Source organism: Halorubrum sp. Atlit-26R (assembly GCF_003666015.1).
In the GTDB taxonomy this organism is placed as follows: Archaea; Halobacteriota; Halobacteria; order Halobacteriales; family Haloferacaceae; genus Halorubrum.
Genome location: NZ_QPLT01000001.1, coordinates 139,507 through 161,202 on the forward strand (window position 1 = coordinate 139,507; position 21,696 = coordinate 161,202).

At 69.6% G+C, this 21,696-nt stretch carries 16 protein-coding genes; 11 read left to right on the plus strand and 5 right to left on the minus strand.

Features of this window, described 5'->3' with window-relative positions; translation table 11 throughout:
- Positions 1 to 16: 16 nt before the first annotated feature.
- Positions 17 to 5,137, plus strand: a complete 5,121-nt coding sequence (gene polC, locus DVK07_RS00685; RefSeq protein WP_121595248.1) for a DNA polymerase II large subunit — start codon at positions 17 to 19, stop codon at positions 5,135 to 5,137.
- A 467-nt stretch (positions 5,138 to 5,604) separates the two neighbouring features.
- Here polC and DVK07_RS00695 read toward each other — a convergent pair whose 3' ends face one another.
- Positions 5,605 to 6,249 (minus strand): bifunctional 4-hydroxy-2-oxoglutarate aldolase/2-dehydro-3-deoxy-phosphogluconate aldolase, encoded by a 645-nt coding sequence (locus DVK07_RS00695; RefSeq protein ID WP_121595250.1) that lies wholly within the window; start codon positions 6,247 to 6,249, stop codon positions 5,605 to 5,607.
- A gap of 239 nt (positions 6,250 to 6,488) precedes the next feature.
- Here DVK07_RS00695 and DVK07_RS00700 point away from each other — a divergent pair, with 239 nt between their 5' ends.
- Positions 6,489 to 8,678: an elongation factor EF-2 gene (locus DVK07_RS00700; protein ID WP_121595251.1), complete on the plus strand. Its 2,190-nt coding sequence runs from the start codon at positions 6,489 to 6,491 to the stop codon at positions 8,676 to 8,678.
- Between the two features lie 79 nt (positions 8,679 to 8,757).
- On the opposite strand, the gene DVK07_RS00705 is transcribed toward DVK07_RS00700, so the two are convergent.
- Positions 8,758 to 9,246 carry a DUF3592 domain-containing protein gene (locus DVK07_RS00705; RefSeq protein ID WP_121595252.1) on the minus strand — a complete coding sequence of 163 codons (489 nt, stop codon included), beginning with the start codon at positions 9,244 to 9,246 and terminating at the stop codon, positions 8,758 to 8,760.
- 410 nt (positions 9,247 to 9,656) lie between these two features.
- Between DVK07_RS00705 and DVK07_RS00710 the strand changes: the two genes are divergently transcribed.
- From DVK07_RS00710 to rpsJ, 4 genes are all read left to right on the plus strand, one after another.
- Positions 9,657 to 10,283 (plus strand): amino acid-binding protein, encoded by a 627-nt coding sequence (locus tag DVK07_RS00710; protein ID WP_121595253.1) that lies wholly within the window; start codon positions 9,657 to 9,659, stop codon positions 10,281 to 10,283.
- On the plus strand, positions 10,280 to 11,287 hold the full coding sequence (locus tag DVK07_RS00715) for a homoserine dehydrogenase (protein WP_121595254.1): 1,008 nt from the start codon (positions 10,280 to 10,282) through the stop codon (positions 11,285 to 11,287). The genes DVK07_RS00710 and DVK07_RS00715 overlap by 4 nt, the downstream gene beginning before the upstream one ends.
- Before the next feature lie 220 nt (positions 11,288 to 11,507).
- Positions 11,508 to 12,773, plus strand: coding sequence for a translation elongation factor EF-1 subunit alpha (tuf, locus tag DVK07_RS00720; RefSeq protein ID WP_121595255.1), 1,266 nt, complete (start codon positions 11,508 to 11,510; stop codon positions 12,771 to 12,773).
- A gap of 3 nt (positions 12,774 to 12,776) precedes the next feature.
- Positions 12,777 to 13,085, plus strand: a complete 309-nt coding sequence (gene rpsJ / locus DVK07_RS00725; RefSeq protein WP_004048854.1) for a 30S ribosomal protein S10 — start codon at positions 12,777 to 12,779, stop codon at positions 13,083 to 13,085.
- 83 nt (positions 13,086 to 13,168) lie between these two features.
- Here rpsJ and DVK07_RS00730 read toward each other — a convergent pair whose 3' ends face one another.
- Both DVK07_RS00730 and DVK07_RS00735 read right to left on the minus strand, forming a co-directional pair.
- Positions 13,169 to 13,729, minus strand: coding sequence for a rhomboid family intramembrane serine protease (locus DVK07_RS00730; protein WP_121595256.1), 561 nt, complete (start codon positions 13,727 to 13,729; stop codon positions 13,169 to 13,171).
- A gap of 70 nt (positions 13,730 to 13,799) precedes the next feature.
- The gene (locus DVK07_RS00735) at positions 13,800 to 14,102 is read right to left on the minus strand and encodes a hypothetical protein (protein WP_121595257.1); all 303 of its coding nucleotides are present in this window, start codon (positions 14,100 to 14,102) and stop codon (positions 13,800 to 13,802) included.
- Positions 14,103 to 14,233: 131 nt separating this feature from the next.
- On the opposite strand from DVK07_RS00735, the gene DVK07_RS00740 reads away from it, so the two are divergent.
- The 5 genes from DVK07_RS00740 to DVK07_RS00760 all read left to right on the plus strand — a co-directional run bounded on the left by DVK07_RS00740 (position 14,234) and on the right by DVK07_RS00760 (position 20,759).
- Positions 14,234 to 15,364, plus strand: coding sequence for a lysylphosphatidylglycerol synthase transmembrane domain-containing protein (locus DVK07_RS00740; RefSeq protein WP_121595258.1), 1,131 nt, complete (start codon positions 14,234 to 14,236; stop codon positions 15,362 to 15,364).
- 22 nt (positions 15,365 to 15,386) lie between these two features.
- Entirely contained in the window at positions 15,387 to 16,568 is a 1,182-nt protein-coding gene (locus DVK07_RS00745) for an alpha-1 4-glucan-protein synthase (RefSeq protein ID WP_121595259.1), read from the plus strand.
- Positions 16,569 to 16,607: 39 nt separating this feature from the next.
- Positions 16,608 to 17,765 (plus strand): extracellular solute-binding protein, encoded by a 1,158-nt coding sequence (locus DVK07_RS00750; protein WP_121595260.1) that lies wholly within the window; start codon positions 16,608 to 16,610, stop codon positions 17,763 to 17,765.
- Between the two features lie 49 nt (positions 17,766 to 17,814).
- Complete coding sequence (locus DVK07_RS00755) at positions 17,815 to 20,295, plus strand: glycosyltransferase family 39 protein (RefSeq protein ID WP_233565352.1); 2,481 nt, start codon at positions 17,815 to 17,817, stop codon at positions 20,293 to 20,295.
- Positions 20,296 to 20,477: 182 nt separating this feature from the next.
- On the plus strand, positions 20,478 to 20,759 hold the full coding sequence (locus tag DVK07_RS00760) for a hypothetical protein (protein ID WP_004598672.1): 282 nt from the start codon (positions 20,478 to 20,480) through the stop codon (positions 20,757 to 20,759).
- 176 nt (positions 20,760 to 20,935) lie between these two features.
- Here DVK07_RS00760 and DVK07_RS00765 read toward each other — a convergent pair whose 3' ends face one another.
- Positions 20,936 to 21,589, minus strand: coding sequence for a dolichyl-phosphate hexose transferase (locus DVK07_RS00765; RefSeq protein ID WP_233565364.1), 654 nt, complete (start codon positions 21,587 to 21,589; stop codon positions 20,936 to 20,938).
- Between the last annotated feature and the right edge of the window lie 107 nt (positions 21,590 to 21,696).

Below are 21,696 nucleotides of genomic sequence, written 5' to 3' on the forward strand. Positions count from 1 at the left end.
CTCTCAGCGAGGCCCGATGAGACCGGACGACGAGCGCTACTTCGCGCGGATCGAAGAGCGCCTCGACGAGGCGTGGGACGTGGCGGAGGCGGCCAAAGAGCAGGGCCGGGACCCGGAGCCGGAGATCGAGATCCCGGTCGCCCGCGACATGGCCGACCGCGTCGAGAACATCCTCGGGATCGACGGCGTCGCGGAGCGCGTCCGCGACCTGGAGGGCGAGATGTCCCGCGAGGAGGCGGCCTTGGAGCTGGTCACCGACTTCGTCGACGGCAGCGTCGGCGACTACGACTCCCGCGAGGGGAAGATCGAGGGGGCGGTCCGGACCGCCGTCGCGCTGCTCACCGAGGGCGTCGTGGCCGCGCCGATCGAGGGGATCGACCGCGTCGAACTGCTGGAGAACGACGACGGCACCGAGTTCGTCAACGTCTACTACGCCGGTCCGATCCGTTCGGCGGGCGGGACCGCGCAGGCGCTGTCGGTGCTCGTCGCCGACTACGCCCGGTCGCTGTTGGGCATCGACGAGTACAAGCCCCGCGACATCGAGGTCGAACGCTACGCCGAGGAGATCGCCCTCTACGACAAGGACACCGGGCTCCAGTACACCCCGAAGGACAAGGAGTCGAAGTTCATCGCGAAGCACATCCCCGTCATGCTCGACGGCGAGGCGACGAGCGACGAGGAGGTGTCGGGGTTCCGCGACCTCGAACGCGTCGACACCAACTCCGCGCGCGGCGGGATGTGCCTCGTCGCGGCCGAGGGGATCGCGCTGAAGGCCCCGAAGATCCAGCGGTACACCCGCGACCTCGAGGAGGTCGACTGGCCGTGGCTCCAGGACCTCATCGACGGGACGATCGGAAAAGACGGCGCGGGCGACGGCGACGCGTCGGAGTCCGAGGCCGCCGACGGCGACGGCGAGAGCGGCGGCGACGCCGAGGAGGGCGCCGAACCCGGCGTGGCGGAGAGCGACCCCGCGGCCGACGACCCCGCTGACGACGAGCCGGACGGCCCGCCGCGAGCCGATCCCTCCCAGAAGTTCCTCCGGGACCTCATCGCGGGTCGCCCCGTGTTCACCCACCCGAGCGAGGCGGGCGGATTCCGGCTCCGCTACGGCCGCGCGCGCAACCACGGGTTCGCGACCGGCGGCGTCCACCCGGCGACGATGCACATCGTCGACGACTTCCTCGCGGCCGGGACGCAGATCAAGACGGAGCGACCCGGGAAGGCGCACGGCGTCGTCCCCGTCGACTCCATCGAGGGGCCGACGGTCCGGCTGGCGAACGGCGAGGTGCGCCGGATCGACGACCCGGAGGAGGCCAAGGAGGTCCGCAACGGGATCGAGAAGGTGCTCGACCTGGGCGAGTACCTCGTCAACTACGGGGAGTTCGTCGAGAACAACCACCCGCTCGCTCCCGCGTCGTACGCCCCCGAGTGGTGGGTCCAGGAGTTCGAGGCGGCCGGCGCCGACGTCCAGGCCATGGGCGACGACCCGCACGTCGACCTCGAACATCCGGACGTCGACGAGGCGCTCGCGTGGGCGCGCGAGTACGACTGTCCCCTCCACCCCGAGTACACCTACCTCTGGCACGACGTGTCGGTGGAGGCGTTCGAGGCACTGGCCGACGCGGTCGCCGCGGGCGAGATCGTCGAGGGCGTCCTCGCTATCGAGCGCACCGACGCGGTTCGGGACGCGCTGGAGTCGCTGTTGGTCGAACACGGGGCGACCCCGGACGCGCTCCGGATCCCGACGTGGCGCCCGCTCGCGCGGTCGCTCGGGATCGACGACGGGCTCCGGAAGGAGTGGGACGCGGACGACCTCTCGGCCGCGGCCCGCGGGTACGCCGACGGCGAGAACGCGATCCGCGCGGTCAACGAGGTCGCCCCGTTCGAGGTGCGCGAGCGCGCGCCGACCCGGATCGGCAACCGGATGGGGCGGCCGGAGAAGTCGGAGAGCCGCGACCTCTCGCCCGCGGTCCACACCCTCTTCCCGATCAACGAGGCGGGCGGCCCCCAGCGCGACGTGGCCGAGGCCGCGAACGTCATGGACGATACGGGCCACCGCGGCCGGCACGAACTCCAGGTGTCCGACCGCGTCTGCCCCGACTGCGGCGAGCACACCTACGCCGCGCTCTGTCCCGACTGCGAGACGCACACGGAGCCGCACTACGAGTGTAACGACTGCGGCACCGTCTGCGAGCCCGACGAGGCCGGCCGGGTCGAGTGCCCGAACTGCGAGTGGGAGGTGACGGCCGCGACCTACCAGGAGGTCGACGTCAACGACGCGTACCGCTCCGCGCTGGAGACGGTCGGCGAGCGCGAGTCCGCCTTCGAGATCCTGAAAGGGGTCCAGGGGCTCACCTCGCGGAACAAGACGCCCGAACCGATCGAGAAGGGCGTCCTCCGCGCGAAGAACGGCGTCACGTCGTTCAAGGACGGGACGGTCCGGTACGACATGACCGACCTCCCGGTCACCGCGGTCAAGCCCGCGGAGCTCGACGTCACCGCGGACCACTTCCGCGAGCTGGGGTACGAGACGGACGTCGACGGCGAGCCGCTCCGCCACGACGATCAGGTGGTCGAGCTCCGCGTCCAGGACATCGTCCTCTCGGACGGCGCGGCCGAGCACATGCTGAAGACCGCGGACTTCGTCGACGACCTCCTCGAACAGTTCTACGGGCTCGACCGCTTCTACGAGGTGAACGAACGCGACGACCTCGTCGGCGAGCTCGTCTTCGGCATGGCCCCCCACACGAGCGCCGCGACTGTCGGGAGAGTGGTAGGATTCACATCGGCCGCGGTGGGATACGCTCATCCGTACTTTCACGCCGCGAAACGGCGGAACTGCTTCCATCCGGAGACGAAGATCTGGTACGAGGACGAGACCGGTCAGCTACGATACGACGAAATCGCGGCGTTCGTCGAGACGTACCTCGAGCAGTCGGATGTCGAGTTCGACGACTTCGGAACGGCCGTCGGCGAACTGGAGGGTGTCGACGGCAACCTCCGTGTTCCGTCGCTGACCGCGGACGGCGATCGCGTCTCTCGCCCGGTAGAGGCGGTCAGCAAGCACGACGCACCGAACCACCTCGTGCGGGTTCGCACTGAGTCTGGCCGATCGATAACCGTCACTCCAGACCACGGAGTTCACGTGTACGACGACGAACGGGATGCGGTCGTCGGTAAGGAGGCGCGAGAAATCGACGGGAACGACAGGCTGGTGATCCCCGACTCGATCGGGTCCGACGACACCAGTCGGGACCCGCAGCGGTTTGACCTACTCGCCGAATTTGTCCGGTCTGATTCGGTTCCGACCGACCGCCTCATGATCAAGGGGCTGGACAAAGACCGGCTGTACGATCTCTTCGAGGACGCTTTCGCGGATGACTGGGACGGGCGGTTCTATCCCCTCCAGAGCATGACCGAAGTGTTCGAGACGAACAAGAAGACGCTGAGTAATTACCTATACCGGGAGAGCTTCCCTGTCTCGTATCTTCAACAGTGTTTCTCCTCGCTTGACGAGATGCTCGCGTTCGTCCCGGACGACGTCACCCTCGGAATGAAACGCGATCGCACGGAGATCGATCGGTTCGTCGACCTCAACGAGCGCGTCGCGACGCTACTCGGCTACTACGCGGCGGAAGGGTTCGCCCGCGAGCAGGAAACGCCGAAGGGGACTATCCACCAGACGACGATCTGCGGGACGGAAACGGAAGCGAGGGAATTCTTCCTCGACGTTCTGCGGGAGGAGTTCGGGGTCGACCCGTACGAAGAGAACCACGCGAAAGTGACCGTCTCCGGTCGCCTATTGCGTGCGTTCTTCGACTCAGTGCTCGACTCCGGCGTGTACGCACACACGAAGCGCGTCCCCGATCAAATATTCGACGCACCCGACGAGGTCGTCGGAGCGTATCTGAGCGGGTACTTCAGCGGCGACGGCAGCGTCGACGACGGGTCGCTCCGAATCACCGCGACGACGGTGAGCGAGGAGCTTCGAGAGGACTTGATCGGTCTCCTGCGGCGGCTCGACATCCACGCGACTGTCGACCAGCCGAAGAGGGTCCAACTCCACGATAAGTTCCCCGAATTCTACGACGAGAGCGATGCGCGGATGACCGCGCAGACGTACGTCCTCAGTGTCTCGTCACACGATGCCGTTCGATTCTCTGAAATCGCAGGCTTCCACCTCTCTCGGAAGCGCGACCGGCTGATGGAGAACGTCTCGTCCGTTGAGCCGTACGCACCGAAGGTGTCGGACGGCGGATCCGGAGAGTACCTTGTCGAGAACGTCGACGAAGTGGAGGCCGTCGAGAGCGACGTTGAGCACGTGTACTGCCTCACCGTTGAGGACACGCACTCTCTCGTCGCGAACGATCTGTCGGTCGATCAGTGCGACGGAGACGAGGACTGCGTGATGCTGCTCATGGACGGACTGCTCAACTTCTCGAAGGAATTCCTACCGGACCAACGCGGCGGGCGGATGGATGCACCCTTAGTGATGTCTTCGCGAATCGACCCCTCGGAGATCGACGACGAGGCGCACAACGTCGACATCGTGCGGGAGTACCCGCTGGAGCTGTACGAGGCGTCGCGCAAGCTGGCCGACCCGGAGGAGGTCGAGGAGCTGATCCAGATCGGCGAGGACACGCTCGGCACCGACGACGAGTACCACGGGTTCGACCACACCCACGACACGACGGACATCGCGATGGGGCCGGACCTGTCGGCGTACAAGACGCTCGGCGACATGATGGAGAAGATGGACGCGCAGCTGGAGCTGGCCCGGAAGCTGCGCGCGGTCGACGAGACCGACGTGGCCGAGCGCGTGATCGAGTACCACTTCCTGCCAGACATCATCGGGAACCTCCGGGCGTTCTCGCGGCAGGAGACGCGCTGTCTCGACTGCGGCGAGAAGTACCGCCGGATGCCCCTGACGGGCGAGTGCCGCGAGTGCGGCGGCCGCGTGAACCTCACCGTCCACGAGGGGTCGGTGAGCAAGTACGTCGACACCGCCATCGAGGTGGCCGAGCGGTTCGACTGTCGCCCCTACACGAAACAGCGGCTGAAGGTGTTAGAGGGGTCGCTGGAGTCGATCTTCGAGGACGACACGAACAAGCAGTCCGGCATCGCGGACTTCATGTGAACTGCCTCGGGGTCAAGCCCCGAGGCATTCGCCTTTTTTCTGTAGAAGATCGAGCTTATTAGGACCTTTCTGCGGGTTTTCAAATGGAGACCGGTGTCGTCGATCGTCTATACGCAATCGTTCTTGTTCTGCCGGTGTACGCCTCCAAACACCCAGCCACTCGTTTATAAATAATTAAAACCGGATCGACGACGAACACCTCCAAAGCCCCAGCCGCGAGGACGGCGCACGCTCGTCGCGCTCCTCGTCGCTCGTTACACTCGCTCCTGCGGTGCTCACGTCGCCTGCGCCGTCCTCGACGACTGCCCCTTTGAGTCCCACCCCGCACAGCACCTCACGCCTCCCCAGCCTCGTCGGCCTCCCTGCGGTCGGCCGACTCCCTCGCACGCGCTCCGAGCGCCCCGGGGGGCGCTCGGAGGCGCGCGCCACCGCTCCTGCCGTCCTATCCATTTATAATGGCCTCCGTTTCACTCGTCGCCGCGCGCCTCCTCGACCACCCGCGTGAACTCGCGGGCGGTCTCGGTGATGCTCTCGTAGTCGCCGCGCTCGGCGGCGTCGTAGTCGACGAGCGCGCCGCCGGCGCCGACCGCGAACGCGCCCGCGTCGACGTAGTCGGCGGCGTTGTCCGGGCTCACGCCGCCGGTCGGCATCATCGGGATCTGCCCGAGCGGGCCCTTCATCGCGCCGAGGTGGGCCGGGCCGACGGTCTTGGCGGGGAACACCTTCACGAAGTCGGCGCCGGCCTCGTAGCCGCGGACCGCCTCGGTGGGCGTCATCACGCCCGGCGCGGTGACGGCGCCGTAGCGGTTACACGTCTCGATCACGTCCTCGTGGAGGCTCGGGGAGACGACGAACTCCGCGCCCGCCATCAGCGTGGTCCGGGCCGTCTCGCTGTCGAGGACCGTTCCGGTGCCGACGACGACCTCGTCGTCGAAGGAGCCGGCGACCTCGCCGAGCTTCTCGGCCACGTCCGGCGTGTCGGCGGTTATCTCGACGGCGGTGACCCCGCCCTCGCGCAGCGCCTCCGTGATCTCGATCAGCTGGTCGGCCTCGACTCCGCGTAACACCGCGACGACGCCGCTGTCGTCGAGCCGTGAGAGCGTCTCGTTCATACGTCCCGTTTCCCGAGTCGGAACTTAAAACCGCCCCGATGACCGCAGGCGGTGTGTCCGGGCGCGAGCGCCGCCGCCGACCGCGAACGCTGCCGTCGCCCGCGAGCGAGCCCACTCTCAGTCGCCTGTCCCGTGACACCGGTCGACACGAAATCGGCGGCGATCGGGGGTACTCGCCCGCGAAACGGCCGCGACGAAACACTACCCTTTTGACCCTCCTTTCGGTAACACTCGGTATAATGGGCCGACGCAAGAAGATCGTTCAGGAATGTGAGCGGCTGATGGACACCCCGGAGAACATCCGGAACATCGCCATCGCCGCCCACGTCGACCACGGGAAGACGACGCTCTCCGACAACCTGCTGGCGGGCGCCGGCATGATCTCCGAGGACACCGCGGGCGAGCAGCTCGCGATGGACACGAAGGAGGACGAGCAGGAGCGCGGGATCACCATCGACGCGGCGAACGTCTCGATGACCCACGAGTACGAGGACACCAACCACCTCGTCAACCTCATCGACACCCCGGGCCACGTGGACTTCGGTGGCGACGTCACCCGCGCGATGCGCGCGGTCGACGGCGCCTTAGTGGTCGTCGACGCCGTCGAGGGCGCGATGCCCCAGACGGAGACGGTGCTCCGGCAGGCGCTCCGCGAGGGCGTGAAGCCGACGCTGTTCATCAACAAGGTCGACCGCCTCATCTCCGAGCTCCAGGAGGGGCCCCAGGAGATGCAGGAACGGCTGATGTCCGTCATCGCCGACGTCAACGAGCTCATCCGCGGGATGGCCGAGAACATGGACGACATCCCCGAGGACTGGACCGTCTCCGTCGAGGACGGCACGGTCGGGTTCGGCTCCGCGCTGTACAAGTGGGGCGTCTCGATGCCGTCGATGCAGCGGACCGGCATGGACTTCGGCGACATCATGGAGCTCGAGCAGAACGACAAGCGGCAGGAGCTCCACGAGCGGACGCCGCTGTCGGACGTCGTGCTCGACATGGTCTGCGAGCACTTCCCGAACCCGGTTGACGCGCAGCCCCGCCGCGTCCCGCGCATCTGGCGCGGCGACCCCGAGTCCGACCTGGCCGACACGATGCGGCTGGTCGACGAGGACGGCGAGGTCGTCTTCATGGTCACCGACATCTCCATGGACCCGCACGCGGGCGAGATCGCGACGGGCCGCGTCTTCTCCGGCACGCTGGAGAAGGGTCAGGAGCTGTACGTCTCCGGTACCGCGGGCAAGAACCGCATCCAGAGCGTCGGCCTCTTCATGGGGTCCGAGCGCGAGGAGGTGGACCGCGTCCCGGCGGGGAACATCGCGTCGGTCACCGGCCTGCGTGACGCCATCGCCGGCTCGACGGTCTCCTCCGTCGAGATGACGCCGTTCGAGTCGATCGAGCACATCTCCGAGCCGGTCATCACGAAGTCCGTCGAGGCCCAGAACATGGACGACCTGCCGAAGCTCATCGAGACGCTCCAGCAGGTCGCCAAGGAGGACCCGACGATTCAGATCGAGATCAACGAGGACACCGGCGAGCACCTCATCAGCGGGCAGGGCGAGCTCCACCTCGAAGTGATCACCCAGCGGATCCGCGACAACCAGGGCATCCCGGTTATCACCGGGGAGCCGATCGTCGTGTTCCGCGAGCAGCCCCAGGAGAACTCCCGCGAGGTCGAGGGGCAGTCGCCGAACCGGCACAACAAGTTCTACATCACCGTCGAGCCGATGGACCAGGAGATCGTCGACGCCATCCAGCTCGGCGAGGTCTCGATGGACATGCCCGAACTGGAGCGCCGCGAGGCGCTGCAGGACGCCGGCATGGACAAGGACACCTCGCAGAACGTCGAGGACATCCACCGGACCAACATCCTCATCGACGACACGAAGGGGATCCAGCACCTCAACGAGACGATGGAGCTCGTCCTTGAGGGCCTCCAGGAGGCGCTCGACGACGGGCCACTGGCCGCCGAGCCGGTCCAGGGGTCGCTGTTCCGCCTGCACGACGCGAAGCTCCACGAGGACACCATCCACCGCGGTCCCGCACAGGTCATCCCGGCGGTCCGCGACGCGGTCCACCGCGCGCTGATCGACGGCGAGGTCCGCCTGCTGGAGCCGATCCAGGACGTCCGGATCGACGTGCCCAGCGAACACATGGGCGCCGCGTCCGGCGAGATTCAGGGCCGCCGCGGCCGCGTCGACGACATGTACCAGGAGGGCGACCTCATGGTCGTCGAGGGCATCGCGCCCGTCGAGGAGATGATCGGGTTCTCCTCCGACATCCGCTCGGCCACCGAGGGCCGCGCCTCGTGGAACACCGAGAACGCGGGCTTCCGCGTGCTCGTCGACAACCTCCAGCGCGAGAAGATCATGGAGATCCGCGAGCGCAAGGGGATGAAGCTCGAACTGCCGCAGTCGATCGACTACTTCTGAGTCGACGGCGCGGTTCGCGGTAGTCGGTCCCCGTTTTTTCCTCTCTCTTCGAGCCCGATTCCCCGAAGCGGCGCGGCCGTCAGCCGCGGATTCGCCTGACGGTCGAGAGCGCCCCACCGAGGGAGAGGAACAGCCCGAGCACGGCAGCGAACAGCGGCGCGTTCGACGTCTGCGCCTTCAGGAACGCCCCGTCGGGGTCGGCGGGGTCGACGTACGCGGTGGTCGACTCGCCGACGGCGTACGCCGCGACGACCTCGCGCGCCGCCGACTCGGTGTCGTAGTTCGACGTGATCGCCGACGGGAAGACGTTGGTGCTCGCGTACTCCGTCCCCTCGTACTCGTAGGTGAACCGCACCGCCGGCCGGTAGTCCACGCCGGGACTACTCCCGGTCGACGTCGACTCGACGCTGAGGTCGGTGACGGTCGCGTCGACCGCGACGGCGTCCTCGACCGCGCTCGACTGCTGGGTGTAGTCGTACGCCCCGTAGCCGGTCACCGCGAGACCGATCAACAGCATGACGACCGCGCCCTTGAGGGTCTTCGGACCGTCGATCGAGAGCCCGCTCATTCTGCGCTCGCACCTCGGTTCGAAGGAGTTCGGTCCGGGGAGGAGCGATTGGGCGGGGTCAGGTCCGAGAGACGCCGATTCGACCTGTCGGGCCGCACAGCCATGCTCGGCGAACCGCGTGGAGGGTGACACACGCCCGGCCATCGGTCGCGACCGCCCATAATTCTGCGGGACATTTCCGCCCGATCCGTGCGGTACGTTGACAACCGAGGCGGCGAGGCAACGCCTGCCAGCGCCGAAGGCTTATACCGGATCGTCCGACTCCGTTCGGGTATGCAGACGGGCACGACTCCCCCCCGACGCACCGCGACGGAGCCACCGAGGGACCGCTCCACGCCGGGGACAGGGACGTGTCTGCGAACGCGCGCCCCCGACCGGGCCCCGCTGCGCGCTGCGGCGGAGGTGGCGGCGTGAGCGATCGCCGCGACGGGGCGCCGGAGACCGCGCTCGACGCCGAGGGCGCGGCGGGCGAGCCCGACCCGGCCGACTCCGGGGCGTCGCCCGACGGCGGCCACGCCTCGACGGCCCCCTCGACGCACACGGTCCGGCTGGAGCTCGTCGACGAGCCGGGCCAGCTGCTCGCCGCGCTCCACCCGATCGCGGACAACGGCGGGAACCTCCTGTCGATCTACCACGAGCGCGGGAACAAGACGCCCCGCGGACGGATCCCCGTCGAGGTCGACTTCGAGGCGACGCCCGAGCGGTTCGAGGAGATCGTCGACGCGCTCCGCAGCGAGGGCGTGAACGTGATGCAGGCGGGCACGGAGCGGTACGCGGAGGAGGTGACGATCCTCCTGTTCGGCCACCTCATCGACACCGACCTCTCCGACACGCTCTCGCGGATCGAGGCCTGCGAGTCGGCGTCGGTCGCCGACGTGTCGCTCGCGGCCCCGCAGGGAACCGAGGAGGTGTCGAGCGCGCGGCTCCGGCTCGAAGCGCGCGCCGGCGAGACGGACGCGGCGCTCGCGGCGGTCCGCGAGCTCGCCGACGAGAAGGAGCTCCGCGTCGTCGAACCGCTCACGGGGGTGGACGCGTGAGGCTCGCCGTGATCGGCGCGGGCGCGGTCGGGCGCTCCGTCGTCGAGTTGGCGGGCGAGTACGGCCACGAGGTCGTCGCGGTCGCGGACTCGTCGAGCGCGACGGTCGCCGACGGGACCGGCGGTCGGGCCGGCGCCGGCGGAGACGACGCGATCGGCGTCGACCCCGACGCGGTCGTGGCGCGGAAGGCGGAGCGGGGGATCGTCGGGGACGCGGACCCGGACGACGCCCTCTCGGCGGACTACGACGTCCTCGTGGAGGCGACGCCGACGACGCTGGGCGACGCCGAGCCCGGCTTCACGCACGTGACGGCCGCCTTGGAGCGCGACCGCCACGCGGTCCTCGCGAACAAGGGTCCGGTCGCGGAGCGGTTCGGCGACCTGCGGGCGGCCGTCGACGACAGCGATGGCGAGATCCGGTTCGAGGCGACGGTGGGCGGCGCCATCCCCGCGGTGTCGACCGTCGAGGACATCGAGCCCGGTCACGTCACCGCGGTCCGGGGCGTGCTCAACGGGACCGCGAACTTCATCCTCACGCGGATGGCCGCCGAGGGGCTCGACTACGACCACGTGCTCGCGGAGGCCCAGGACCTCGGCGTCGCCGAGGCCGACCCCTCCTTCGACGTGGACGGCACCGACGCGGCGCTGAAGTGCGTCATCCTCGCGAACGTGCTCTCGTTCGGCGCGGTCGACGACCCCGCCGACGCCCGGGAGTTCACGCTCGCCGACGCCGACGTGTCGGGGATCCGCGACGTGCCCGGCTCCGCGCTCCGGCTCGCGGCCGAGGACGGGCGGACGGTGCGGCTGATCGGCGAGGCGACCGGCGAGACGGTCCGCGTCGCGCCGCGGCTCGTCCCCGAGAACGGGACCCTCGCGGTCTCCGGCACGCAGAACATCGTCCAGATCGAGACGTCTCACGCGGGCCGGCTCAACATCTCCGGCCGCGGCGCGGGCGGCCCGGAGACCGCGAGCGCGGTCCTCGGCGACGTGGGGCGGCTGGAGTAAGTCGGCTCGTCCGGCCGGAGTGGGCCGGACCGTCCGACCGGAGCAGGCGGCTTCGACCGCCGAGTCCGCCGCCGCGGACCGGGGCGTGTGTCGCTCTGTCGTGTCCCGCGTTGTCGACAATCGCCGGACGGCGGCGCGATACTCTGTGGGCCGTATCGAAACCGTTTTAGTGGAATCAACCGAAACTTACTCACAGAGCGCCTTAGCGCGTGATTACCCCATGAGTGACAAACCGCACCAGAACTTGGCCATTATCGGCCACGTCGACCACGGCAAGAGCACGCTCGTGGGTCGCCTCCTCTTCGAGACGGGGAGCGTCCCCGAGCACGTAATCGAGCAGCACCGCGAGGAAGCCGAAGAGAAGGGCAAGGGCGGCTTCGAGTTCGCCTACGTGATGGACAACCTCGCCGAGGAGCGCGAGCGCGGCGTCACGATCGACATCGCCCACCAGGAGTTCGACACCGACGAGTACTACTTCACCATCGTCGACTGTCCGGGCCACCGTGACTTCGTGAAGAACATGATCACGGGCGCCTCGCAGGCCGACAACGCGGTGCTCGTCGTCGCGGCCGACGACGGCGTCGCGCCCCAGACCCGCGAGCACGTGTTCCTGGCCCGCACGCTCGGGATCAACGAGCTCATCATCGGCGTCAACAAGATGGACCTCGTCGACTACAGCGAGGACTCCTACAAGGAGGTCATCGGCGAGGTCGAGGACCTGCTCAACCAGGTCCGCTTCGCGACCGACGACACCACGTTCGTGCCGATCTCGGCGTTCGAGGGCGACAACGTCGCCGAGGCGTCCGAGAACACGCCGTGGTACGACGGCCCCACTCTGCTGGAGTCGCTCAACGACCTGCCGGAGGCCGAGCCGCCGACGGACGCGCCGCTCCGCCTGCCGATCCAGGACGTCTACACCATCTCCGGCATCGGGACCGTCCCCGTGGGACGCGTCGAGACCGGCATCCTCAACACCGGCGACAACGTCTCCTTCCAGCCGTCCGACGTGGGCGGCGAGGTGAAGACGGTCGAGATGCACCACGAGGAGGTGCCCAAGGCCGAGCCCGGTGACAACGTCGGGTTCAACGTCCGCGGCATCGGCAAGGACGACATCCGCCGCGGCGACGTCTGTGGCCCGGCCGACGACCCGCCGAGCGTCGCCGAGACGTTCAAGGCGCAGGTCGTCGTCATGCAGCACCCGTCGGTGATCACGGCCGGCTACACGCCGGTCTTCCACGCCCACACGGCGCAGGTCGCCTGTACGATCGAGTCCATCGATCAGAAGATCGACCCCTCGTCCGGTGAGGTCGCCGAGGAGAACCCGGACTTCATCAAGTCCGGCGACGCCGCGGTCGTCACCGTGCGCCCGCAGAAGCCGCTCAGCATCGAGCCGTCCGGCGAGATTCCGGAGCTCGGCAGCTTCGCCATCCGCGACATGGGGCAGACCATCGCGGCCGGCAAGGTGCTGGAAGTCAACGAGCGATAATCGATGCAGCAGGCACGCGTCCGCCTCGCCGGCACGAGCCCCGAGGACCTCGACGACATCTGCGACGACGTCCGCGAGATCGCGGACTCGACGGGGGTCGCCCTGTCGGGCCCGATCCCGCTGCCGACGAAGACGCTCGAGATCCCGTCGCGCAAGTCCCCGGACGGTGAGGGGACGGCGACGTGGGAGCACTGGGAGATGCGCGTCCACAAGCGTCTGATCGACATCGACGCCGACGAACGCGCGCTCCGCCAGCTGATGCGCGTCCAAGTGCCGAACGACGTCAGCATCGAGATCGTTCTCGAAGACTGAGCGCTAGGGCGTTTCTCTTTCACCCCTTCCGTTTTTCACCGCGTTTAGCGACGGCGTCGTCGGTTGCGTCTCGCCCCTCCCGCTCATCTCGCGTCGAGCAGCCCGACGCGACCGGCGACGAGCCCGCAGAACGCGCCGGTCGCGTGCGCGATCAGCGCGACGCCCGGCGCGGCCGTCGTCGCCGTGAGGACGACGGCGACGAGCCCGAACAGGAGGAACTGGGCCCGCGGGGAGAGCCGCAGGCGGTCGAACAGCGTCGCGCTCACGACGTTGCCGGCGAGCAGGTAGCCGCCGAGCGCGAACACCGCGCCGCTGATCCCCAGCACGGCGGACGGCGGACCGAGCAGGCTTCCGAGCGTCACCTGCGCGACGCCCGAGAGCGCGCCGGTGGCGACCACGAACGCGTGGAAGCGCGGCCGGGTCGTCCGGCGCTCGACGAGGGGGCCGACGAGAAGCAGCGCGAGGGCGTTCGCCAGCAGGTGGCCGACGGAGCCGTGCGCGTACACGCTGGTGACGAGCGTCCACGGGGCGACGGAGACGGGGGTCGACAGCGCGAGGAGCCCGAAGAGGCCGACGAGACTGAGGAGGGCCTGCGCGGCGCCGACGAGGAGGGTGATTCCGAGCGTTTCGAGGGTAGCGCGCATGAGGTGAGGGTTAGAACCGCGCGGTGAAAAGGGTGTGCGGGGCGGGTTCGTCCCCCGGCCGGCGCGCGACTCAGATCACGTCGTCGGGGTCGTGCGCGTTCGCCATCCGCGTCGCCTCGGCGGCGTAGCGCTCGCGGTCGGCGGGGTCGTCGACGGTCCCGACGTTCGACGGCGCCGCGTCGACGGCGGCCGTGGTGTCGCGCACGTCCGTGAAGGAGGTGAGCGCGCGCTCCTTCCGGAAGTAGCGCTCGCCGTCCGGCGTCGCGTACGTGAGGATCACCATGTTCTGCTCGTCGTCGGAGTAGGTGCGCTCGACGAGCCACATCCGGATCTCGTCTCCCGCGGAGTCGGCGTCCGCCCCGTCCACGTTCATGCGTAGTATTTCGATTTCCATGAACAAACGTGTTGCGTCGGTCCGAAGTCGGATCGCGCCGCCGCCGCTCGGCTCCGCTCGCCTCCGCGAACCGCCAGCGTTTTATTCTTTAGGGCGACCTAAACGAGTGTATGAACCCGCGCATCGTCGCCGCTCGGTTCCGCGAGCGCCTCATTCGATTTCGGGAGCGGCTTCCTCCGGGGACCCTCGCGGTCGCGGGCACGCTCCTCGTCCTCGGGGTCGGCGGCGCGGTGTTGACTCGGACGCTCGACGTCGGAGCCGTCGTCGACGCGGCCGCGACCGCGGACCCGACGCTGCTCGCCGCGGCGCTCGCCGCCTACGTCGCCTCGTGGCCGGTCCGCGGACGGCGGTACGGCGACGTGCTCGGCCCGATGGGCCACCGCTGCCGGACTGCGTTCCTCACGGCGGCGGTGTTCGCGAGCCAGACCGTGAACCTGATCGTCCCCGCGCGGGCCGGCGACGGGGTGCGCGCGTACCTGCTGAACGACCGCCGTGAGGTGCCGTACCCGACCGGCGTCGCGTCGCTGGCGGTCGAGCGCGCCTTCGACTTAGTCGCGCTCGGCGTCCTCGGCGGCGCCGCGCTCGCGGTCCTGCTCGTCGACGGGCGGGCCGTGGCCCCGGACGGGTCGGGGCGGGCGGTCGCCGCCGCCGGAGGGATCGCGGTCGCGGCCGCGCTCGGCTCGGCGCTCACCGTCGCGGTCGCCCGAAGCGAGCGCCGATTCGGGCCGGCGCTCCGCGACCGGTTCGACGGCAGTCGACTCTCGCGCGTCGCCGACGCCGCGGTCCGGTTCGGGACCGCCGTCCGCGTCGTGGCCGCGGACGGGGCCGCGCTCGCCCGGGTGTTCCTCGCCAGCGCCGTCGTCTGGGGGCTGGACGTGGCCACCGCGGTCCTCGTGCTCGCGGCGCTCGTCGGCGGGTTCGGCGGCGGCGTCGCCCCCGTCACGCTGCTCGTCGTCGGGACCCTCGCGGTCTCGGCCGGGAACCTCGCGAAGGTGTTACCGCTCTCGCAGGGCGGGATCGGCCTGTACGAGGCCGCGTTCACCGGGATCGTCGTCGCGACGACGCCGATCGCCCCCGAGGTCGCGCTCGCCGCGGCGGTGCTCGACCACGCGCTGAAGAACGGCGTCACCCTCGCCGGCGGCGCGGCCGCGGCGGCCGCGTTCGACCTCTCGCTGACGGGGACTCCCGACGAGACGGACCGGAACCCCGACGCGGCCGACGACGGACCGCTAAGCTTTTAGGCCAGCCTAAAAATTATCGCGTATGCCGACCACCGCCTCGAGCGCCGACGATTCGGACATCTGCGTCATCGTCCCGACGATCCGAGAGTACGAGTGCCTCCGCGCGTACGTCGCGAACGCCCGCGACCACGGGTTCGACGTCTCGCGGCTCCACTTCCTCTTAGTCACCGAGGACTTCTGTGAGACCGAGGAGATGCGCGACATGCTCGACGACCTCGGCGTCTCCGGCGAGGTGTTCGACGGCAGCCGCCGCGAGGAGTGGTACGAGGCCAACGGCGTCGCGGAGTACGGCCACGTCGTCCCGGCCGCGAGCCACGCCGAGACGAGCTTCGGTCTGCTGTACATGTGGGCCGACGAGTCGTTCGACTACGGCGTCTTCATCGACGACGACACGCTCCCGCACGACGACGTCGACTACTTCGGGCGCCACATGGAGAACCTCGCCTTCGGCGGCGAAATCGAGCGCGTCGGCTCCGACGAGGACTGGGTGAACGTCCTCTACGACAACGCCGACGAACACGGGCTCTACCCGCGCGGCTACCCGTACTCGGCGATGGACGAGACGGTCGAGACGGACGCGGTCGACGTCGAGGCCGGCGAGGTCGTCGCCTCGCAGGGGCTGTGGACGAACGTCCCCGACCTCGACGCGGTCCGGATCCTGATGGACGGCGACTTGGAGGGGCAGGCCCAGACCCGGACGACCGCCGACGACTTCGGAGAGGACTTCGTCGCCGCCCGCGGCAACTACCTCACCGTCTGCTCGATGAACCTCGCGTTCCGCCGCGAGGTGATCCCCGCGTTCTACCAGCTGCCGATGGACGACAACGAGTGGGACGTGGGCCGCTTCGACGACATCTGGTCGGGGCTCTTCTTGAAGCGCGCCTGTGACGTGCTCGGCAAGCGGATCTACAACGGCGACCCGCTGTGTGAACACAACAAGGCCCCGCGCTCGACGTTCGACGACCTCGCGAACGAGGTGGCGGGGTTAGAGCTGAACGAGCACGTCTGGGAGGTCGTCGACGGGGCGGGCGCCGACGCCGACTCGTACGCGGCGGTCTTCGCCGAGATGGCCGACGCGCTCGCGGAGGGCGAGTTCGACGAGTGGAACAACGGCGCGTTCCTCAACCACTGCGGCGAGTACATGCGCGACTGGCTCGACTGCCTCGACGCGATCCGCCGGACGCCGGCGCCCGCGGACGACTGAACCGACACGACTAAAAGTATTTAGGTAAGCCTAAAACACATGACGAACCACGAATCCGACGGACGAGACGGACGCGACGTTCGACGACGGAAGTTCCTCGCGGCCACCGGTTCGGTCGGCGTCGCGGGGATCGCCGGCTGTAACGGGACGAGCGACGCCGGCGGCGACGGCGGCGACGGCGGCGACGGCGTCGGTGACGCCGTCGGCCAGATCGGTTCCGGCCGCGCGGGCCGCGACGCCCCCGGCGGCACGCCGATGGCCGAGATGCCGGCGCTCGAAGGCGAGCTCACCGTCTACTCCGGCCGCGGCGAGTTCCTCGTCGGCGAGCTCGTCAGCTACATCGACGACCTGTACGACGACTTCGACCTGACCGTCCGGTACAACAACTCGACCGACCTCGTGAACCAGATCGTCAACGAGGGCGAGGGGTCGCCGGCGGACGTGTTCTACTCGGTGAACGCCGGCGCGCTCGGCGCGCTCGCCGACGCCGGACGGGCGCAGGCGCTCCCCGACGACGTGGCCGAGAAGGTCCGCCAGGAGTTCCGCACCGAACAGTGGGTCGGCACCTCCGGGCGCGCCCGGACGATCCCGTACAACACCGAGGCGTTCTCCGAGGACGACCTCCCGGACGACATCATGGCGTTCCCGGAGGAGTTCGAGGGCGACCTCGGCTGGGCGCCGTCGTACGGCTCCGCGCAGGCGTTCATCACCGCGATGCGGATCCTCGAAGGCGAGGACGCCACCCGCGAGTGGCTGGAGGCGATGGTCGAGCGCGGCGCGGCGACCTACCCCGACGAGTTCCGCACGTGTCAGGAGATCGCCGACGGCGAGATCGACGCCGCGTTCACGAACCACTACTACATTCAGCGCGTCCTCGACGGCAACCCGGAGGCCCCGATCGCCACCGCGTTCACCGAGGGCGACGCGGGCGCGGTGTTCAACGTCGCGGGCGCCGCGGTCGTCGACACCGCCTCGGACGCCGACCTCGCCGCGAACTTCGTCCGGCACCTGCTGTCGGCGGAGGCGCAGGACTACTTCGCGCGCTCCACCTTCGAGTACCCGCTGATCCCCGACGTCGAGCCGATCGGCGACCTCCCGACGATCGACGAGCTGGACGTCCCGGACATCGACCTCTCGGAGCTGTCCAACCTCGAACCGACCATCGACCTGATGCGCGACGCCGGCGTCCAGCTCTGAGCCGCCGACGCGCTCCACACCACGCCCACGTCACCACCGCCTCTCGTCCGTGTCACTTCTCCCACCGTCGCTCCGTCCCCGCCGACTCGCCGCCCGGCTCCGACAGCGACTCGTCCGCGCCGACCGGGTGACGGTGGCGGCCGCGGTGGTGGCCGTCGCGGCCGGCCTCCTGACGTTCGTCATCGCCGCCACCGTCTTCTCGCACCACTCCGCGAACCACGACGAGGGGGTCTACCTCACGCAGGCGGCGCTCCTCTTGGGCGGCCAGCTCGAGTTCCACGCCGGCCCGCTCGCCGACGCCGTCCACCCGTGGTTCTTCATCGAGGACGGCGGGCGGCTCTACCCGAAGTACAACCCCGTCCCGGCGGCGACCTTCGCGGTCTCGATGGCCCTGTTCGGCGAGCCCCGCGTCACGCTCGCCGTGATCGCCGCCGGCAACGCCGCCCTCGTGTACCTGATCGGGTCGATGGCGGTCGGCCGCCGGGCGGGCCTCGCCGCGACCGTCTGCTTCGCCGCGTCCCCGATGGCGGTCGCGACCTCGTCGGCGTTCCTCCCGTACGCGCCGACGACGTTCCTCAACCTGGTCTTCGCGGTCGCGTACCTCCGGAGCGTCAGGGACCGGTCGCTCCCGGCCGCCGGCGTCGCGGGCGTCGCGATCGGGCTCGCGTTCTTCGCGCGGCCGTACACCGCGGTGCTGTTCGCCGCGCCGTTCATCTGCCACGCGCTGTGGCGGGTGTGGTCGGCGGTCCGCCGCTTCGGCGCTGAGACGGGTCAGTCGACGGCCCGCGCGTTCGCAGTCCTCGGCCGCCGCGCGCTTGGAGTCGGCCGGTCCGGCGAGCTCCCCGGCCCGATCCGGCGCCAGGGGCTGACGGCGCTGTTCGGCACCCTGTTCGTCGGCGTCACGCTCGCGTACAACGTCCGGATGACCGGGTCGCCGCTCACGTTCCCGTACCAGGTGTTCGCGCCGATGGACGGGCCCGGCTTCGGCGAGCGGCGCATCCTCGGCCACTCGGTCGACTACACGCTCGGCTTAGCGCTGGAGTCGAACCGGTACGCGCTGCAGGAGATCGCGACCCGGTGGTTCGCGGCCGGTCCGCTCGGGACGATCACGGCGCTCGTCGGCGGCACGGTCGCGCTGTGGGGCTGGCGCGCGAGCGGCGACCCGTGCGCGCCTGTCGTCGCCGATGCCAGCGACGCCGCCGATGCTGACGCCGACGCCGCGGCCGCCGACGCTGACGCCGACGCCGCGGCCGCCGACGCTGACGCCGACGCCGCGGCCGCCGACGCTGACGCCGACGCCGCGGCCACCGTCGACGGCGGCGACGAGGTCGGGTCCTCGCCCGGTCCCGCCGGCTCGCCCGCGTTCCGGCGGACGGCGACGCTGCTCCTCGTGGGCGTCGCGGTCTCCGTCGCCGTCGGGAACCTCTACTTCTGGGGAACCCACAACGCGCTCGCCGACCTCTCCGACCCGACCGACGGGCTCGCGTCGCTGTTCGGGCCGTTCTACCACTTCGACCTGCTCGTCCCGCTGTCGGTCTTCGGCGGCCTCGGCGTCGCGGCCGGCGCCCGGGCGCTGTCCGCGGCCCGCGAGCGGGTCGTGGCCCGCGGCGTCTCGCCGATGGTCGCGAGCGCGGCGCTGGCGGTCGTCGTCGCGCTCGCGGTCGCTGGCGGCGGCGTCGCGGCCGTCGACGCGGCCGCGGACCCGATGGAGCGCAACGCCGCGGTCGATGAGAAACACGAGGCCGCGTACGCGCCGATCGACGAGGCGACGTTCGAGGACGCGCTGGTGTTCGTCCCCACGCCGTACGGCGAGTGGCAGAACCACCCGTTCCAGTACCTCCGGAACGGGCCGGGGCTCGACGGCGAGGTCGTGTACGCGCTCGACCGCGACCCCGTCGAGAACTTCGCGGTGCTGGACGCGTACTCGGACCGCACCCTGTACCGCTACGGCTATCAGGGGGTCTGGACCGCGGACCCGGAGGCGCGCGTCACGCCGAAACTGGAGTCGCTCGACCGCCGTTCGGGGCCGACGCTCGACGCGACGACGACCGTCGGCGTGCCCGACCGCGTCGCCCGCGCGCAGGTCCGCGTCGACCCGCGCCGGGGCGCGGCGGGCGGTCCCGACCACGTCTCCTACACGGTGAGCGACCCCGGCGACTCGCTCGCGGTCGACTGGGCGGTGACGCCCGAGGGCGTCCGCCTGCCCGGCGCGGCGGCCACGGGCGACGCCGACGCGGCCGAACCCGTGCCGTTCGACCCCGAGGGCGACGTGGTCGCTGTGACCGTGACGCTCGTCGATCCGACGGGCGCGACGTTCACCTACCGGCAGGAGGTGACGGTGCGGGTGACGGAGGGTGGCGAGGCGGGCGCCGCCGAGGAGCGCGTCGAGGCCGTCTGGCCGCCCGAGCGCTCGACCTGCCGGCTCGTCACGGAGTGCGGCAACGAGGGGACGTACCTCCCCGACGAGCCCGACGCGCACCCCGACTGGGTCGTCTTCGAAACGGACGCCACAGGGACCGGTGACCGCTGAACCGCCGCTGCTCCTCTGCACGCGGCCAATCCGGCCGCTGATGCGGTGCGAGTATCGGTATCCCTGTCTCGCTCGCGATCGGTCCGGCAACGGACCTCCGCCCGTCGCCTGTCACCGCCTCTCCGCGACAAGTGACACTGGGTTAATTATAAATGGATGCCAGGTATACCGCGAGATGTGTTATGAGAAAACAAGGAAGGGTCCGCGGTGAGTACGAAGGCGTCGTTACCGCCCAACCGTTCAGGGGCGAAATACACGGAGAGGTCTCCGGAGAGTTCGACGGTATCTTCCGGGGTAACGGCGAGATTCAGACGGAGGTCGGCAATGAAGTCTTGGACGGTCAGGAGACGCACCTCCGGGGACAGGTCGAGGGCGTTCTCGAAGGTGAGTTCGAGGGGGAGTTCCGCACCGAGTTCGTCGGAGAGTTAAACGGCGAGATGGACGGGGAGATCCAACCGTTCTAACCCCCGGCCACCCCTCTACCCCGCCTCGCTGTTTTTCCGAGACGCGTCTCGACCCGTCTCGTGGCCGCTCTCGGTCCGGCGCAGTTATGACTCCACTCCTGTCGAACCGTCGTGCGGTCCGTTCCTCTCCACCGTCCGGAACCGGCGACGCGCTACTGCGTCCCCGGTTCGCTCGCTCAGAACCGCCGCAGCTGCTCTTCGAGACAGACCGTGACGATCGACTTCGCGATGGCGGCGCCGCCGCCGATCGGGTCGAGCTTCGTCTCGCCGAGGCGCTCGGCGTAGCGGATCGGGCGCTCTCGCACGTCGTAGCCGCGCATCAGCGGGCGGATGAGGAGCTCGGCGGAGAGGCCCGTGTTCTCGGTCCAGCCGATCTCCTCGACCACGTCGCGGCGGTACGCGCGCATCCCGGTGGTCGTGTCGTGGACGCGCTCGCCCATCAGCAGGCTCGCGAGCGCCGCGAACGCGTGGTTGCCGAAGCGGTTGAACGCCGGCATCGCCTCGGCGCCGTGGTAGAGCCGGTCGCCGCTCACCACGTCGGCGCCGTCGTTGACCTCCGCGAGGAACTCCGGCAGCGCCTCCATCGGGTAGGTGTCGTCGCAGTCGGTCGTGACGACGACCGGGCGGTCGGGGGTCAAGATTGCCTCGCGGACGGCGACGCCGTACCCCTGCGGCTCCTGCTCGATGACCTGCGCGCCGTGTTCGCGGGCGATCTCGGGGGTTCGGTCCGAGGAGCCGTCGACGCAGACGACCTCCGCCTTCCCGTCGGTCACCTCGTCGATGTCTTCGAGGACCGTCGCGATCGCCTCCTCCTCGTTGTACGTCCCCATCACGACGCTGAGGTCGTCGAAGGTGTACGGCCCCGAGGCGTCGGCGGCGGCGTCCGCCTCGTCCGTCGCGTCGATGCCGTCCGTCGCGTCGATGTCGCCCGTCGCGT

Coding starts and splice junctions, on each gene's coding strand:
- polC (WP_121595248.1), top strand. CDS start 17: ATGAGACCGGACGACGAGCGCTACTTCGCGCGGATCGAAGAGCGCCTC.
- DVK07_RS00695 (WP_121595250.1), bottom strand. CDS start 6,249: ATGAACGAGACGCTCTCACGGCTCGACGACAGCGGCGTCGTCGCGGTG.
- DVK07_RS00700 (WP_121595251.1), top strand. CDS start 6,489: ATGGGCCGACGCAAGAAGATCGTTCAGGAATGTGAGCGGCTGATGGAC.
- DVK07_RS00705 (WP_121595252.1), bottom strand. CDS start 9,246: ATGAGCGGGCTCTCGATCGACGGTCCGAAGACCCTCAAGGGCGCGGTC.
- tuf (WP_121595255.1), top strand. CDS start 11,508: ATGAGTGACAAACCGCACCAGAACTTGGCCATTATCGGCCACGTCGAC.
- rpsJ (WP_004048854.1), top strand. CDS start 12,777: ATGCAGCAGGCACGCGTCCGCCTCGCCGGCACGAGCCCCGAGGACCTC.
- DVK07_RS00730 (WP_121595256.1), bottom strand. CDS start 13,729: ATGCGCGCTACCCTCGAAACGCTCGGAATCACCCTCCTCGTCGGCGCC.
- DVK07_RS00735 (WP_121595257.1), bottom strand. CDS start 14,102: ATGAACGTGGACGGGGCGGACGCCGACTCCGCGGGAGACGAGATCCGG.
- DVK07_RS00740 (WP_121595258.1), top strand. CDS start 14,234: ATGAACCCGCGCATCGTCGCCGCTCGGTTCCGCGAGCGCCTCATTCGA.
- DVK07_RS00745 (WP_121595259.1), top strand. CDS start 15,387: ATGCCGACCACCGCCTCGAGCGCCGACGATTCGGACATCTGCGTCATC.
- DVK07_RS00750 (WP_121595260.1), top strand. CDS start 16,608: ATGACGAACCACGAATCCGACGGACGAGACGGACGCGACGTTCGACGA.
- DVK07_RS00760 (WP_004598672.1), top strand. CDS start 20,478: ATGAGAAAACAAGGAAGGGTCCGCGGTGAGTACGAAGGCGTCGTTACC.
- DVK07_RS00765 (WP_233565364.1), bottom strand. CDS start 21,589: ATGGGGACGTACAACGAGGAGGAGGCGATCGCGACGGTCCTCGAAGAC.